Source organism: Lentibacillus sp. L22, from assembly GCF_040812445.1.
Lineage (GTDB): Bacteria > Bacillota > Bacilli > Bacillales > Amphibacillaceae > Lentibacillus_C > Lentibacillus_C daqui.
In genome coordinates this window covers 1-15,965 of sequence record NZ_JBFNXI010000040.1, presented here as the reverse complement: position 1 = coordinate 15,965, position 15,965 = coordinate 1, and the positions used below count along the sequence as shown (strand labels likewise).

Genomic DNA, 15,965 nt, shown 5'->3' with positions numbered 1-15,965 from the left:
AGCTCTGTTCGACTGTATCTATTTTGATGATGATATAAACAATAGGCATTATCGCTGTAGGGAGGTGTATACATGTGTTTCAAAACACGATTATATTGATTACCGGGGGGACAGGTTCCTGGGGACATGAACTAGTAAAAAAGCTGCTTCCATTGCAACCAAAGGAAATAAGAATCTTCTCACGTAATGAATTTGCACAGGTTAAAATGAAAAGGGCTTTTTCGGATAATCCTTATTTAAAATTTGTGATTGGTGATGTAAGAGATTTTGAAGCAGTAAACGAAGCGGTAAAAAATGTCGATTATATATTCCATCTTTCGGCGCTAAAACATGTTCCTATATGTGAAGACCAGCCTTCGGAAGCGTTAAAGACCAATGTATATGGTACGCAGAATATAATCAAAGCAAGTTTAAATCAAAAGGTAAAAAAAGTCATTGATGTGTCTACAGATAAAGCTGTCGAACCAATCAATTTCTATGGACTTACGAAAGCGATTGGTGAAAAATTAATCATTCAGGCGAATCAATTAAGCAGTCATACACATTTTGTCTGTATCCGCGGTGGTAATGTTATTGGAACAAATGGCAGTGTCATCCCGTTTTTCCAAGAACAAATTGCAAATCATCATACAGTTCCTCTTACATCCAGGGAAATGACACGATTCTTCTTGACAGTTTCTCAAGCCATTGATTTGCTGTTATATGCATCTGAACAAGCGATTGGCGGCGAAATATTTGTCATGAAAATGAAAGCATGCAGGATTATCGATTTAATTTATGTCCTGGAAAGGCATTTTGCAGTAAAAGACATTGTTATAAATGAGATTGGGATTCGTCCAGGTGAGAAACTTCATGAAATGTTAGTATCAAATGCCGAATCTCGTAACACTTATAAATTTGATAAAAATTACTATGTTATTTTACCTGGCAATGCTTCAGAAGAGGTAAAGAGAAGGTATGGGAATTTACCAAAGGTCATCTTCAAACGTTATCAGTCCAATGATGAATTAATGACATATAGTGAAATTGAACAAATTCTTATGAAAGCAAATTTTATCACATCACAAGCTCTTTTTAATTGATATTCGGTGGAGTAACGCAAAAGGATGGTCTAAGATAAACGCCCCTTAAAAATATCCCTTATCACTGTACAAGTGGTAAGGGATATTTAGGTGTAGTTAGCTGTGGTTACTGACCGTTATATGTGGGTTAAAACACGCTGTATCTGCTTGACTAATTGTTTGGCCCGATGAGCAGTTGAATGATGGTCATGAACGAATCGATACCCCTCTTCGGTTATCAGTTCTCGCTCTTTCGCATTTTTTAGATAGTACGCTGCCTTTTCTGAAAAGTTGTCCTCGTTTATATCTACAAAATGCTTGCCTGCAATCAAGCCAATCTCCTCAAGCTCCGGTAAATCAGGAGCCATTAATAGTGTGTGACACGCTGGCACTTCAAAATATTTAAATGTTACAACTTGACGAATAGAACCGCATGCAAAAAATAGTTTCGCCTGATTAATGGTTCTAGCATAGTTTTCACCGATTAATGCTTTTTCTTCCTGTTCCCTTGTAAAATCTCTCCATCCCGGATGAGGGCGGTTAAAAAATCCTGGGTCATTTGTATAATGCTGTAGAATTTTTTCTCTTAATGGATATATATGCGGCAAAGAAACCTCTCCTAGCATCATTAAATCGATCGTTTTTTCTCCATCGTAATCTTTAAAGATTGAGGTATTCGCGAATTGCGGGAGAAAGAATACCTGATCATGCCTTTGAAGGGGATAATAGTTGTAAAAATTATGCCGGCATATGACAAAAAATGTCCGGATATGATTATGCGTTATATACCTCTTTCGCTGTTCCACAAACCGGTGTGCGTCGTTTACCATCAGCCCTACAGGTATGCTGATATTGGATAAACCGGTGACGACAGGGTCAAAAGTTTTACCAACATCATTCACTATTAAAATGTAATCCGGTTCTTCAGTAATCCTTCGTAATATTTTCTTTATAGGACCGGATTTTCGATAAATCATTAGCATCGTTATTTCTGCTAATTCTTTCTCTAAATAGTAATAATTATTATTGGTAAAATGAGAAGTATCGGCCGCAATTAGTAATAATTTTAACATCGTTTTTCACACCTTCCCGAAAGAAAAAACGCCCTCCATGACAGAGGGCTTTTAAAGTGAGTGCTTTATTTATAGCCTAACCTTGTTAAGGTCTTATGAAATGCTTGATTCATTTGTTGCTGCTGCGCTTGGCTCAATACAGATTTCCATTTATTCGCCTTGCCTTCTCTTACAAAAGGCATAGTTTGATTTACTAACGGTGAATAGCCGTTTAAATGGGTATGTTGTTTCTGCTCCAATGCTTTCATATTATCGAAAGAGGCCCAATTGACTGCTTCATTGATTTCTTGTTCTGACCGGTCTAAGTTTAAGAAATTTATAATTCTTTTTGCTTCTTTAGAGGTGTTTTGAAGAAGATCCTCATATTTGACGAGCAGAAAACCGTTTTTAACCTTTTCCTGATTGTCAAGCCAGCTTTCTATATTCGTATCCCACATTCCAGGCCAAATTTTTCCTTCCATAAACGCTTGGAAAAATTCATCAAAATCACGACTTTCACGATAATACTTCTGAAAATGATGATAATAGGATATAACAATATCTCTTGGATCCCTTACCAGGTAAATAACTTTGGGATAGGACGGGTCGTAACGATTATGACTCCATACAAGATGCGGGGATGGCAAGTTTTCGATTGGTTCCTTTGAAACGTTTTGAATCATTGCTCCTTTTGTGGCCCAATCTATTTTTTTTCGATATAATAACATGGCAACAAGAAATAGTAAGAAATTGTTCCCGGATTTAGGGTAGGCTACAAGGCAAATATCGTCTTCTTTAAATTTATATGTCTTGTCTGTTGACACAATTTTCATCCTTTCTATTATTAGCTTCGTCCGGCTGGACTTTCAACGGAATGGTATCCGGATTATCCGGATCAAAAAGTTCATTGGCCCAAAATAAAACAATCATTTCATCATCTGTTACGTTTTCAATCGAATGGGTATAACCTGGAGGGATATCTACTATTTCAATATTTTGGTCTGTTACTCTATAGGTAATCAGTTCTTCGGAATCGATCTTTCTTAATTTAATGTTTGCTGCACCTTTAATGACACAAAATTTCTCTACTTTTGTATGATGATAATGATTCCCTCTTGTGACACCTTTTCGTGATGTTGACATAAAGACTTGCCCTACCTGGTGAGATTTGATTAACTCAACTAGGCTTCCTCTTTCATCTTGGTGTGTCGGCAAATTATATGAAAAATTATTCTCATCTAAATAAGATAGATAGGTCGTATATAAGTATTTCGTAAATCTGTCGGACAGGTCAGGTATGATTAGTGATTTTCTTATTTCCTTTATTTCGTAGATCTTACGAGCCAGTTCTCCTACAGTTGTTTGGAAAATTTGATTGATAGGATAATAGAATTTCCCTTCCGTCTCTTTCCGGTCAAGACAATCCATAAAATGGTTTACTACATCGTCAATATATACAAGTTCAAGCATTTTGTCCGCATCATGGATCTCGATTGCTTTATCGTTAGAAATTTCTTTGCAAAAAGTAGCAACAACGGAGTTATAATGCGGTTTACACCACTTGCCAAAGACACCTGGCAAACGGTAAATGTGTATTTCTGCACCGGTCTCATTACTATAATTTTTAAGCACTTCTTCAGCAGCTTTTTTACTTAAACCATAGGGTGTATCAAATGCTGCTTGTGTGGAGGAAGAAAAAACGATTTTCGGCGTCTTTTGATTCTTTTTTAAATAGTTGACGATTCGTTCAGTAAGCCCTCTATTAACCCTCGCAAATTCCGCATTGTATTGTGGTCTGTTCACCCCCGCCAGATGATAGATAATATCTGAATCGTTTAAATACCTATACAGTAGTGATGGGTCATCTTCACGGTGGTATTGTTTGACAAAGACCCCTTTTTTCCTGTGCAGTCTATCAATAAGATTTTTACCAATAAATCCACCTGCACCGGTTACTAGTACGTTTGTCACTTAATGATTCCCCCGTTCTTATTCGTCATGCGTTTATCGGTTGGTGTATTAAGACAATAGTTTAACACTGTTGATGACTTTTCTACATATTATGGAGTACTCAAAGATATGTGCAAGAATAGGGCATAGGCCAATGTTGTTTATTGAAAAGGGGATGCATATCTATGACAGATATATATATTCATACGAAAGATTGGATTGAAAATACTACTCCAAAATCGGATATACACGATGTATATAAGGAATTTTATACAAATGAAACTGTGAAATACAGGCTACCAAAAGGAGATCCGCCGCAATGGGTTGATTGGGTACAACCACCAAGGTTTGGGGAGAATGATAAGTTTGGTAAATCGTATGTTTCGATGATAAAAAACGGAAGTATATGGATGTGTGATAAAGGAGAGGGCATAGTTTATGCTTTGACACCTGATCACAAGTGTTTGCAGGATATGGTCTTTCATTTATATTGGAGATATTTTGAAAAGGCTGCATTTGATAAAATCCCTTCCGCCACCGCTTACCATGGAAATTTGGGTGTTTTAGCCTGGGCTGGTCACTCTAATTATTGGCATTGGTTACACGATGTGTTAGGGCGGTACCATTTGTTGCAGCTTAGTGGCTTTAAGATTGATAAATATGTCCTTCCTCCTCTGACATTACCATTTCAGCGGGAAACGGTTAAAATGCTTGACATCCCTTGGAATAAAATCTTGCAGCTTACTCCTGGAAAGCACCTGAAAGCCGAAAATTTGATATTACCATCCGTTCCTTTTAACGCGGGAACATGTGTGAAATGGACAGTTGAATTTCTACGAGACTCATTACTTAAATTAAAATCCAAATCTCATTTGGATTCAAGTGACTCTGAACGTATCTATATTGGTCGGGACGATGCCTCGTGGAGAAAGGTTGCCAATGAAAATACACTCATGGAACTTTTGACCAAAAAAGGATTCAAAAAAGTGACTTTAAGTGCACTAACCGTACAGGAACAAATTGATATTTTTTCTTCAGCCAAAGTGATCTTAAGTCCGAATGGTGCAGGGCTTGCAAATATTATGTTCTGTCAGCCGGGAACGAAAATCATTCAGTTATTTACATCAACGTCGGACGAATTCATGAAAATTGGACAGTATGTAGGTTTGGACTACCATTTTGTGAAGTGCAGGACCGCAAACCCCGGTTCCAAAGCGCACGAAGTTATCCAAAACCTTGTGGTTGATGTAAAAAAGATATCAGAGATTCTTGAGAATGAGGGGATAAATTAATAAAATACCTTGAAAATTATATTTTGTGCCAAGGAATTATCCAAGTAAAGCTAAAAGAAGAAAGCCGCATATATAGAGGGAGAAGTATAAAAAATGTTCTAATGTCTTTTAAACTATATCCCTGTCACTGGCACAGGGGAATCATTTGAATTTTAAATAAAATGTAGCAATGAATAATGCTATTACGTATAGGGAGGTCTTTCCATATGAACGAAAGACAATATCGCTATTGTAAAGACTTGTGGTAATAAGTCAAGTGTAAAATGATAAAAGATTGTACCAGAAAAGGATATTGGTATAAGGTTATCCCATTGGCATTTTGTGGAATAAGGTCTCCCGAATCCCAAAGTGGGCAAGGTTATTACTACATTGTAAAATGCACTAATACCACAATTGAACACAAAAAAGATTTAAAAGTTTTGTTTATTGGCGTAAACTAAAGAATACGGTATATTAAAATTAAAAGGCGGTGATCGTCATATCTCTTTTTCGTACATGCCAGCCTCAGCCACCATTGTCGACCTTTATAAATATTTTTTGGTTATATCAAGGTTACCACCCGCCTCATGAAATGGAGCGTGTCCTTCCGGATGGCTCGATGGGATTGGTTATCAATCTTAAGGAAGACTCGATTAAGGTATACGACCAAAAAAATCATGTGAGATTCAAAAGTTTTCGTGGAAGCTTAATCTCCGGCCCGCATTCAAGTGTTGCAGTTATCGACACAGCATGTCAAGCGTCAACAATGGGGGTACATTTTAAGCCTGGTGGTACATTCCCATTTGTTAGGTTACCGGCTGATGAATTGCGTAATGACCACGTATCGTTGGACGCAATTTTGGGGTCAAAAGCGGCCGAAATACGAGAACAGCTCATTGAAGCTGAAACCCCCACCATCAAATTCCAAATACTACAACAATACTTAATGGAAATGATTACAAAAGCTTCAGCACCTCATCCAGCAGTTGTTTTCGCGCTAAAGAAATTTCAGCTTTCCCCCTCATCAGTAAAAATTGCTGATGTGACTGAACAAATCAGCTTGAGCTCACGGCGGTTTATTCAAGTATTTAAGGAAGAAGTCGGATTGACCCCCAAACAATTTTGCCGTGTCCAGCGCTTTCAGAATGTGCTTCGGTCCATTAAAGGTGGGGAGCAGGTCGATTGGACAGATATTGCTTTATCATGTGGTTATTACGATCAGGCACATTTTATCCATGATTTTCGATCTTTTTCTGGCCTTAGTCCAACAACCTACCACTCTCGTCAAGGTAAACAACAAAATCACGTACCGCTTGGTTAATAGGTTCATTTTTTTACAATACAACGAATTCGGATATCACTAAAATAAAGTTGATGCATAGTTACCAAGTTTTCAGTCTGAGGCACTTTGGCACTAATGCATCAAAAATTTGAAGCTATGGAGGCGAGACAGGATGACACCTGAAACAAACCCAATCCCAAGAGGTCATCACACTGTAACACCTTATGTAATTATTAAGGATGCAACAGAGGCAATAGCGTTTTATAAAAAGGCATTTGGAGCCACTGAATTGGTGCGCCTAGCTGACAACAGTGGAAGGATTCAGCATGCGGAGATAAAGATCAGGGATTCGCAGATCATGATTGTAGATGAGTTTCCAGAGTATTCGATTATGCGCAGCCCACAGTCTCTTGGAGGAGCCACGATGCATATTTTTCTTTATGTTGAGGACGCGGATGCACTTTTTGCACAAGCTATTGATGCAGGTGCAAAGGAATTGGTGCCCGTAGACAACCAACCTGAAGGTGATCGAAGAGGAGGACTGATAGATCCTTTTGGGCATATTTGGTGGGTGGCGACTCACATAGAGGACGTATCACTTAAGGAAATGTAGCAAACTAATGCTGTTTGCAGGATCAGCGACTTCCAACTATCGGGCTATTTCAAAGAATTAGGAATGCTAAGGGTTTAAAAACAAAAAAAGATGGAGGTTTCACCCCTTTGGAAAAGTTTTTTCCAAAGGGGTTGATTTACTGTTTTTGATCTAATATTTTAAGCTTAAACCCAGAAAGTCAAGAAATACGATCATCAAATATGAATACGTTTATCCTTGTTGGTTGCCCGTTTTCTGATGGGTCTTGACCATTTCATAAAACTTTTGAAATGTATAAATTACAATCGCATCCATAAAGATCATTTTAAAAAATTGAAACGAACTAACTTTTAATTTAAAGAAATTCAATTTCCTGAATAGGACCACTAAAGGGAACGCAAAAATGAAATCTGCAATGCCATTAATCAGAAAATATTTAAGGAATTTACCCTTTGATAAATGAAATACCCATAAACTTGCTAAAAAATATGGTCCCACAACCAAAACGGCAGCATTACACATCATAACACTTGGGCTTCCTTTTACTTTCCATAGTTTATGAATCGTGAAGTACAATATTTCACTAAGTGTAATGACTGAAGAAAATAGGGATACAGGCAAATACTTCAGGAACGATTTTTTGGGAAGAAAAATGATCGACCCAATGGCACTTATAACAATAAAGATTCGTATGGAATTTTTAATCATGCTTATCCGTCCTTTCCGTTTCACGATGTTTGACGTTACTTGAGATATGGCGTCACGATTTCAACTGCATGCTGTAATTTTATACTGTTATCCCGATACATTTGTTTGGCCTCTGTATTTTCGGTAAGCGATGCAAACAATTCCAAATCAGCCTGGCATTTTTTCATGTTGGCCAAGAGCAATGGTTTTTCTGTTGGGCTTGGTACATTTAGACGATCATCGTATAAATCAACTGTTAATTGGCCATCGCTGTCTACCTGTCCCAAAAAAACATTTTCAATACTAACATTCAATTTGTCCAACTCTGTTTCCAACCAATTTTGATTAAGCGAAAGATTTGTCAACGGTTCAAGGAGCATGTTTCCATCCATAATGACGGTTTGTGGCTCTTTTTGTGGTGCAAGCTTGATCCCTAAATCCTTTGCCGTTAAAGACTGGTTTTCCTTTTTTGGTAAGACATTAACAAGCCCATTGGGTTCTAATACTGCAAATTCAACATCCGATACTTGAAAAATATTTTTCCCACGTAAATCAGCCAGTAAGTCATCTGTGGAGTAACCTGATTTTTTGAGGCTATCTTCCATAACTTTTCCATCCTTTATAAGAACCGAACTCTTTCCCTGAACAAAATCGCGAAAGGTTTTACTTTTCAGGGAAAGGAATTCAATTGCTAAAGCAAACAAAAACAACATTGTCATAGCGATAATCCCATAAATAAGCGGGCTTTTTAACATACTTCCATGAATGGCAACAACTCCTCCCATTACGATTCCGAAAATATATTCAAATACGTTCATTTGCGAAATCTGTTTCTTGGCAAGCCATTTCACCATAAAAAAGAGCACAATAAGAGAAGTAAACATTCTTAATATAAGTTCAACCCAACCTGGCATTCTAATCCTATCCTTCCAATTTTGATGCATGTTCAGGAGATTCTGGATTCCTAAGCATCTTATTATCTCCATGGTTTTTTTAGTTTGTAGAAAGAACGTATTTTTATCCAAGTCGCAAATCAGATTCCCGGTAATTTCATACTTGTAAGAAAAGACTGAATAGGCTATTATTATGACAAGTATTAGTCTTATAACTATCATAAAGGGAGCTGGTTCCAATGTTTTCTCCGCTAACCCCATTAGATTGGAAACGCAGGGCAGTAAAGTATTATCCGCAAAAGGTCGCTGTTATTGATGAGGACAAACAATTTACTTATCAGGAATTTGGTGAACGGACAGACAAACTCTCCAGGGCGTTATTTGCCTCGGGGGTAAGAAATGGGGATCATGTAGCTGTCATGTTGCCAAATACCCATTACATGTTGGAGTGTTTTTATGGTATTTGTCAGCTAGGCGCGGCAATGGTACCGCTTAATTATCGGCTGAATGCGGAAGATCTCGAGTATATTATTGGTCATAGTGATGCGAAAATGTTAATTGTGGATGAGGAATTTACCGGCCCGATTGAGCAAATCATTGACAGACTTTCCTTGGAACAAGTTATTATCGTAGCAGTAGATGGACAGGAAACAACTTTGACCGGCATAGACTATGAAAGATTTCTGCAGCATGCGCCAGATAAAACCCTTCCCGAGGTGGAAATTGATGAAAATCAACTGCTTACGTTGAACTATACGAGCGGAACAACGTCCAAACCAAAAGGAGTTATGTTGACACATCGGGCGAACTACCTGAATGCAGCCGATTTTATGTACCATCTTGGGGTCAGTAATGATGATGTTTATCTTCATACATTACCAATGTTTCATGCAAACGGCTGGGGCGGGGTCTGGGCGATTACAGCTGCGGGTGGTACCCATGTTTGTTTGCGAAAAGTGGATCCACCACGAGTTATTGATTTGTTTGCTGAACAGGGTATTACCTTATTGTGCGGTGCACCGACAGTTATTAATATGCTGGTCAATGATCCAAACGCAAAGGAAACAAATATCACCACCAATCCTCGTATGGGAACAGCTGGAGCCCCACCCGCTGCGGCATTAATTCATAAAGCCCAGGAAATTTTAGGCTTAAACATGATTCATGTATACGGATTGACCGAAACATCTCCATTTATTCTGTATTGCGAGTGGAGAAAAGAATTTGATACCAAGTCAGCTGATGAACAAGCTGCCATAAAGGCACGCCAAGGGATTGAGTTGGCATTTAATGGGGAGACCAAGGTTATTCGTCCAGATGGCGATGAGGTTGCCTGGGATGGGGAAGAACTTGGTGAAATCATCACCCGCGGAAACGTCGTCATGGATGGATATTATAAAGATCCGGAAATGACTGAGGCAGCAATAAAGAATGGCTGGTTTCACACCGGTGATTTGGCCGTAACTTATCCAGACGGGTATGTCGAAATCCGTGATCGGGCAAAAGATTTAATTATTTCTGGTGGTGAAAACATTTCTTCAACAGAGGTAGAGGGCGTGTTATATAAACATCCAGATGTGATGGAGACGGCAGTAATCGCGATACCGGATGAAAAATGGGGTGAGGTACCAAAGGCAATCATCGTTCTTCAACCGGGGGCGAACGTTACGGAGACTGAAATTATTGACTTTTGCCGATCTAGCCTGGCTCATTTTAAAGCACCTAAGTCAGTTGAGTTTGTCGATGAATTACCAAAAACAGCAACAGGAAAACTGCAAAAATTCCGGTTACGCGATCAGTATTGGAAAGGGACAAAGAAAGTAAATTAGTTGTGATAGTAACTGAAAAACGTCCGGAAACCGTATTGTCTGGTTTTTGGACGTTTTTTTGTAGAAAAATATTAATTTGTTTAAACGTTAAAATAATAGATTGATAGCTTGTAATAAATACATGTAATAGTCGTTTTTTCTCATGGGGGTCGGCGCACTTTCGTCGTTTATAGTGTCGTACGATAAGCTATAGCGATTGGAGGTGATGCCTATGTCTCCATTCGAGGCTATGGTTTTAATGATTGCATTTGCAACACTTGTTGTGAATATCATTGACCGCAAAAAATAGACCTCTACTGAGTTTATCGGACAACGGTGAGGTCTATTTTCCTTTACCAGCGCCGACCCCTCTTGAAGGGGAGCGACATTGCTGCCGAAGATACTGACATATCTTCGGTTTTTACTATTTTATGATCAATTTCTGTTCCTATGTTAATTATACCACAAAAAATGAATTTGAAAACATCTAATTATTTGATTTGGTGGGTAGATCTAACTTATTACAGGTAAACTAGCTGAAGGAATTAGTAATTAATATTAACGAATCCTATGATTGTCCAAAATACTTTATAAACGCATAATTCACGTCTCTTCCTCCATACTAGAACTTAAAATAAAAATGAAAAGGTGAAGACATGGAATTATTAAAGGCACTAACACAAGCACAAAGTACATCTGGCTATGAAAATGAGGTAAGGCAGATTATGAAAGAGGAACTTGCTCAAACATGTGATAAGGTGCTGTACGATCATACGGGAAGTATTTTTGGGGAAAAACCGGGAAGCACTAAGGGACCGCGTGTCATGCTTGCAGGTCATATGGACGAGGTTGGTTTCATGGTCACAGGTATTACCAAGGATGGTTTTCTTCGCTTTACACCACTAGGCGGCTGGTGGGATCAAGTATTGCTCGCACAACGGGTCACTGTCATAACCGAAAAGAAAAAATTTACTGGTGTCATTGGTTCCAAGCCACCGCATTTACTGCAACCGGAAGAAAGGAAAAAAGTATATCCGATCCGGGAAATGTATATTGATGTTGGGGGACATAGCAGAGACGAGGTTGAAAAATGGGGCATTTGTGTTGGTGATCCGATTGTTCCCATTTGCCCTTATGAAGTAATGCCTGACGATGATACCATTCTGGCAAAGGCACTTGATAATCGGATTGGCTGTTATATGGCTGTAGAGACGGCAAAACGATTAAATAGTACGGATCATCCGAATACGCTTTTTGCAGGTGCGAATGTTCAGGAAGAAGTAGGATTAAGAGGAGCGGAAACATCGCCATATGCAGTTGATCCTGACATTGCAATTGTACTTGATGTCGGTGTCTCCCAGGATACCCCTGGAACAGCCAGTGGCGATGTCGAACATCCGGCATTACAAAAAGGGCCGCTTGTTACATTTCTTGATGCCTCTATGATTCCAAATACGCGTTTTCGTGATTTGGTCATCGACACAGCAAAAACACATCATATCCCATATCAAATTGAAGTCATAACCGGTGGTGGAACCGATGCCGGGAAAGTTCACATGTATAAAGAAGGAGTCCCTACCATCGTCATTGGTGCGCCGATCCGCTATATGCACAGCCATGTTTCTCTGGCAAGCAAACAAGATATTGAAAATGGCGTCAAGCTGCTTGTGGAAGTTATCAAACGGCTTGATACAGATACGTTTAGATCGATAATTAATTACCAATAACATCCAAGCAAAACCTGGCCAAGTTGAGTCAGGTTTTGTTATCATAATGGGTGAAATCAATCGAGTGCATGCGGAAGTTGATCGAGAATGCGTGAAAGTCGATCGAGAGTGCGCAGAAGTTGATCGGGAATGCAGGAAAATGGACGAGAGTGCGTGAAAATCAATCAATCGCGCATAAAAAATCAACATTAACAAAACAGCCTTTATTCTAATTTCTGAACATGGACATGTTTCAAGAGGTAGAGTTAAAAATAGGAAAAAATTGAGAGGAATCAACCGAGAGAAGTACAGTCTCGGCTGATTCATTGCTGACTTTCAAAGGGACAGTTCAACTATATCTTTAGCAAATTTACATTGTTCGCTTAACGTTTTTAATCACTACCTTACTATGGGGAATGCTTGGCATACTAACCATGCTGTAACTTAAATCCTGTTCGGGAATCTCATAATCCATGCGATTCACCAGACAATCAAGGATCGCTTTCATGACTTCAATGGTAACCCATTCACCAGCACAGCGATGTCCCATCCAATAGTCTCCGCCCCCTTGTGGAATGAATCCAAACGGGCTTCCTTCCCAATTGGCAAATCGATCTGGAGAAAAAGTATCGGGGTTTTCCCAAATGTCAGGATCATGATTGGTTCCATAAAGGTCTAGTACAGTAAGTGTTCCCGCTTTAAAATCATACCCATTCCATGTGAAATCCTCTTTTACAAGCGCAGCAATAAATGGAAAAAACGGATAATAGCGTCGAACTTCCTGAACAAACATCTCAAAGTATTTGTCATCACCGGATTCAAGTTTCGCTCTTTTCTCCGGATAATGGTAGACCGCCAGTGCAAGGAAATTGATGAATATGGAAATCGCCACAATCGGTCTTAAAATATTAAGCACTTCCACCGCAGCAGTCTGTGTATTCAAAAGATTTCCTTGTAAATCGCGATGCCAGGCAAATGTGTGCAGTACAGTATTTTCAGGAACTTTTATTTGTCCATCACGAACTTGTTCAATGATTTCTCCTATCCACGTATCCAAATTATTCCTTGCATTTCTCGCCAGCCAATATGCCGGGCCCACTGCAGTTGCTGACTCGAATAATGCTCCAAGTTCTTTTGCCCGATTCTTCACTTCATCTTCTTGTATTGGTACACCCGCCCATTCGCAGGCGATCCGGCACATTATTTCCTGAACTTCCTCATAAAGTTTAACCTCATCCATATGTTCCCATTTGTTGACAGCTGCATCCCATTGTTGTTGTGTGATATCATAAAGCTTTTTCAGGTTCTCTTTGGACATCATCGACATAAACATTTCTTTACGATGTTTATGGGTCGGTCCATCCAATGTCTGAACCCCCTTTTGACCAAAAAATGATTTTATTACCCGTTTTGGGACTGCACCTTGCCTTTTAAATTTGCTGGTGTCATAAAACAGTGTAGCAGCCGCTTTTCCACGCATACAGATGGCTTCTTTTCCAAACAATCGGGTTGCAAAAATATTGGAATGGAAACTGTGACATCGATTTGAAATGTACATATATCCTTCACGCATGAGCGTTACGGTATGGTCAATTCCTTCTTCTCGCGGTATTTGATTAGGGTTTGGCATATTTGACATAAAATCAGCTCCGTTTATTTTATGATAACGATTTTATCATTTGTTAATGTTTGCAGTTTATTCTCTAAAAAGGTTCAGTCCTTGTGCATTCTGTTATATAAAATCTTTGGTTTCCATCTAGCTAGAAATAACTATCGTTTTAAAATGGTTCGAATATAATAACAGGTAAGTGGTGGTTTAGCGGCCATGCTTTAGAGAAATGTGATGAACGAGATATTGATGTTGAAAAAATGATTATGAATTGAAGGAGAAATAATTGAAGACTATCCGACTGACCCAAGAGGACACAGTTGCTTAATATTAAGTTATATTGAAGCGCAATCTTTGCATACGGTTTTTGATAAAAAAAAGCGTCTGAATCCGCATCTACCATGCAGTATTCAGACGCTATTCCTGCTTATCATCCGGTTCGATCACCGTAAATGGCCGCATCATATCATAATCCTCATGCTCGAGTATGTGACAGTGCCAGACATAATTTCCGGTATAGGGGGCAAAACGGGCAATGACTCTTGTTATTTGGGCGGAAGGTGCTGCTACAGTGTCTTTCCATCCACGTTCGTTTGGCGCTGGTGCTGTAGCTGGTCCAGTGTAGCGAATTTGCCCATTTTCATTATAAAGATCCAGATCAAACGGCTGACGATCCAGTATTTGAAAGGAAACCAGGTGAATGTGAATCGGATGGGTAAAACCGGTAATATTTATCAGTGACCAAATTTCGGTGGTTCCTAATTGTGGTTTTTCCGTCGTCGGATCCATCCATTTTTTATGATCAAGTAAAAGTAGTGGGCGACCATATTCATCCGTTGCGCCAACAAGTTTTAAATTGCGGATGGTCGCGATTTTATTCTGTTTTAACGAAGGAATGGTGGTTAGATAACGTGGAAGTCTGCTTGTGTCTTTTTGGGAAAGTTTTTTCGTTACTTTAAATTGCATGATATCATCCGTTTGGTCATCCGGATTTGCATTTGGTCCAAGATCATTCTTTAACGTAACAGTTTCTCCTTTGAGTTTGGAAAAATCAATAATAAAATCTACCCGTTCTGCCGGTTCCAACACGATTTTGTTCAGTTTAACTGTTTTTTGCATCAATCCCCCATCCGAGCCAATTTGATAAAAAGGATGACCAGAATCAAGATAGAATTGATATGCCCGTGTGTTTGATGCATTTAAAAGGCGAAAACGGTATTTGCGCGGTTCCACTTCCAAATATGGCCAGATCTTTCCATTCACTAGGATGGTATCGCCCAAAAAGAAAGGAGTAACTGATGGATTGGGTAAGTTTTCTGCAGGATCGGCAGGTTGGCTTGGATAAAATAGGGAGCCATCATCATTGAATGATCGATCTTGAACGATGAGTGGAATTTCAAATTCTCCTTTTGGCAGATTTAGTGATTTTTCTTTTTTATCACGAATGATGTACATACCAGCAAGTCCGGCATACACATTCAATCTGGTAATTCCTATGGCATGATCATGATACCATAATGTTGAACTACGCTGTTGATTTGGGTAAAAGTAAACCCTGCGTTCAAAAAAAGATCCTACTTCCCTGTATCCTCTGGTAAACCATGCTTCCGGATAGCCGTCACTGTCTGATTCAGTTTCACTACCATGTAGATGGACAACGGTGCGCACTTCAGGTTCGTGTGCCACTTCATGAATTGACTTATCGATAGGTAGAATATGTTTACTCGGCAGATTATTCATCCATTTGACATGAATTGGTTCTCCTTGATTCACATCAAACAAAGGGCCCGGAAACTGGCTGTTATAGCCCCAGAGGCGTGTCGGCGCTAAGTCCCGATGCAGTTTTTGCGTGAATTCCTCCATTCGTACTTCATAATAATCCCCATTTTTGTATTTCTTGTCGGGTTTTATTTTTTTCATAATTGGGAGGGAATCAACGAATTTCTCAAGGTCCATACGATTCATCTCCATGATTAGATATATATATGTGCGTGTTCAAAAAGGAGGATAAAAAGGACCGAGAAGTTCTAGGCGGCGTAGCTTTGAGCACCGGA

At 39.1% G+C, this 15,965-nt stretch carries 14 protein-coding genes and 1 pseudogene; 8 read left to right on the top strand and 7 right to left on the bottom strand.

Annotation, left to right across the window (positions count from 1 at the left end; genetic code table 11):
• Positions 1-74: 74 nt before the first annotated feature.
• Positions 75-1,082 (top strand): polysaccharide biosynthesis protein, encoded by a 1,008-nt coding sequence (locus ABRT01_RS14415; RefSeq protein WP_367748087.1) that lies wholly within the window; start codon positions 75-77, stop codon positions 1,080-1,082.
• Between the two features lie 116 nt (positions 1,083-1,198).
• On the opposite strand, the gene ABRT01_RS14410 is transcribed toward ABRT01_RS14415, so the two are convergent.
• The 3 genes from ABRT01_RS14410 to ABRT01_RS14400 all read right to left on the bottom strand — a co-directional run bounded on the left by ABRT01_RS14410 (position 1,199) and on the right by ABRT01_RS14400 (position 4,084).
• On the bottom strand, positions 1,199-2,134 hold the full coding sequence (locus ABRT01_RS14410) for a glycosyltransferase (RefSeq protein WP_269409533.1): 936 nt from the start codon (positions 2,132-2,134) through the stop codon (positions 1,199-1,201).
• 65 nt (positions 2,135-2,199) lie between these two features.
• The gene (locus tag ABRT01_RS14405; protein ID WP_269409532.1) at positions 2,200-2,937 is read right to left on the bottom strand and encodes a sulfotransferase domain-containing protein; all 738 of its coding nucleotides are present in this window, start codon (positions 2,935-2,937) and stop codon (positions 2,200-2,202) included.
• A complete protein-coding gene (locus tag ABRT01_RS14400; protein ID WP_269409531.1) occupies positions 2,915-4,084 on the bottom strand; it encodes a polysaccharide biosynthesis C-terminal domain-containing protein in 1,170 nt (389 codons plus the stop codon). The genes ABRT01_RS14405 and ABRT01_RS14400 overlap by 23 nt, the downstream gene beginning before the upstream one ends.
• A 164-nt stretch (positions 4,085-4,248) precedes the next feature.
• Here ABRT01_RS14400 and ABRT01_RS14395 point away from each other — a divergent pair, with 164 nt between their 5' ends.
• The 3 genes from ABRT01_RS14395 (at position 4,249) to ABRT01_RS14385 (ending at position 7,229) form a co-directional block, all read left to right on the top strand.
• Complete coding sequence (locus ABRT01_RS14395) at positions 4,249-5,355, top strand: glycosyltransferase family 61 protein (protein ID WP_269409530.1); 1,107 nt, start codon at positions 4,249-4,251, stop codon at positions 5,353-5,355.
• A gap of 469 nt (positions 5,356-5,824) precedes the next feature.
• Complete coding sequence (locus ABRT01_RS14390) at positions 5,825-6,655, top strand: DUF6597 domain-containing transcriptional factor (RefSeq protein ID WP_367748082.1); 831 nt, start codon at positions 5,825-5,827, stop codon at positions 6,653-6,655.
• Between the two features lie 133 nt (positions 6,656-6,788).
• Positions 6,789-7,229, top strand: coding sequence for a VOC family protein (locus ABRT01_RS14385; protein ID WP_269409528.1), 441 nt, complete (start codon positions 6,789-6,791; stop codon positions 7,227-7,229).
• Positions 7,230-7,439: 210 nt separating this feature from the next.
• On the opposite strand, the gene ABRT01_RS14380 is transcribed toward ABRT01_RS14385, so the two are convergent.
• Together ABRT01_RS14380 and ABRT01_RS14375 are read right to left on the bottom strand one after the other, a co-directional pair.
• Entirely contained in the window at positions 7,440-7,916 is a 477-nt protein-coding gene (locus ABRT01_RS14380; RefSeq protein WP_269409527.1) for a hypothetical protein, read from the bottom strand.
• 35 nt (positions 7,917-7,951) lie between these two features.
• On the bottom strand, positions 7,952-8,809 hold the full coding sequence (locus tag ABRT01_RS14375) for a DUF421 domain-containing protein (RefSeq protein ID WP_269409526.1): 858 nt from the start codon (positions 8,807-8,809) through the stop codon (positions 7,952-7,954).
• 218 nt (positions 8,810-9,027) lie between these two features.
• Between ABRT01_RS14375 and ABRT01_RS14370 the strand changes: the two genes are divergently transcribed.
• The 3 genes from ABRT01_RS14370 to ABRT01_RS14360 all read left to right on the top strand — a co-directional run bounded on the left by ABRT01_RS14370 (position 9,028) and on the right by ABRT01_RS14360 (position 12,323).
• Positions 9,028-10,617: a long-chain-fatty-acid--CoA ligase gene (locus ABRT01_RS14370; RefSeq protein WP_269409525.1), complete on the top strand. Its 1,590-nt coding sequence runs from the start codon at positions 9,028-9,030 to the stop codon at positions 10,615-10,617.
• A 205-nt stretch (positions 10,618-10,822) separates the two neighbouring features.
• Positions 10,823-10,906 carry a putative holin-like toxin gene (locus ABRT01_RS14365; protein ID WP_367748107.1) on the top strand — a complete coding sequence of 28 codons (84 nt, stop codon included), beginning with the start codon at positions 10,823-10,825 and terminating at the stop codon, positions 10,904-10,906.
• A 346-nt stretch (positions 10,907-11,252) separates the two neighbouring features.
• Positions 11,253-12,323, top strand: a complete 1,071-nt coding sequence (locus ABRT01_RS14360; RefSeq protein WP_269409524.1) for a M42 family metallopeptidase — start codon at positions 11,253-11,255, stop codon at positions 12,321-12,323.
• 349 nt (positions 12,324-12,672) lie between these two features.
• Here the strand turns inward: ABRT01_RS14360 and cypC are convergent, their stop codons facing one another.
• Positions 12,673-13,932 carry a CYP152 family fatty-acid peroxygenase CypC gene (gene cypC / locus ABRT01_RS14355; protein WP_269412568.1) on the bottom strand — a complete coding sequence of 420 codons (1,260 nt, stop codon included), beginning with the start codon at positions 13,930-13,932 and terminating at the stop codon, positions 12,673-12,675.
• A 249-nt stretch (positions 13,933-14,181) separates the two neighbouring features.
• On the opposite strand from cypC, the pseudogene ABRT01_RS14350 reads away from it, so the two are divergent.
• Positions 14,182-14,277: pseudogene (locus ABRT01_RS14350) on the top strand (DUF4258 domain-containing protein); the annotation flags it as partial.
• 51 nt (positions 14,278-14,328) lie between these two features.
• On the opposite strand, the gene ABRT01_RS14345 reads toward ABRT01_RS14350, so the two are convergent.
• Positions 14,329-15,867: a multicopper oxidase family protein gene (locus ABRT01_RS14345; RefSeq protein ID WP_269412567.1), complete on the bottom strand. Its 1,539-nt coding sequence runs from the start codon at positions 15,865-15,867 to the stop codon at positions 14,329-14,331.
• Positions 15,868-15,965 lie beyond the last annotated feature (98 nt).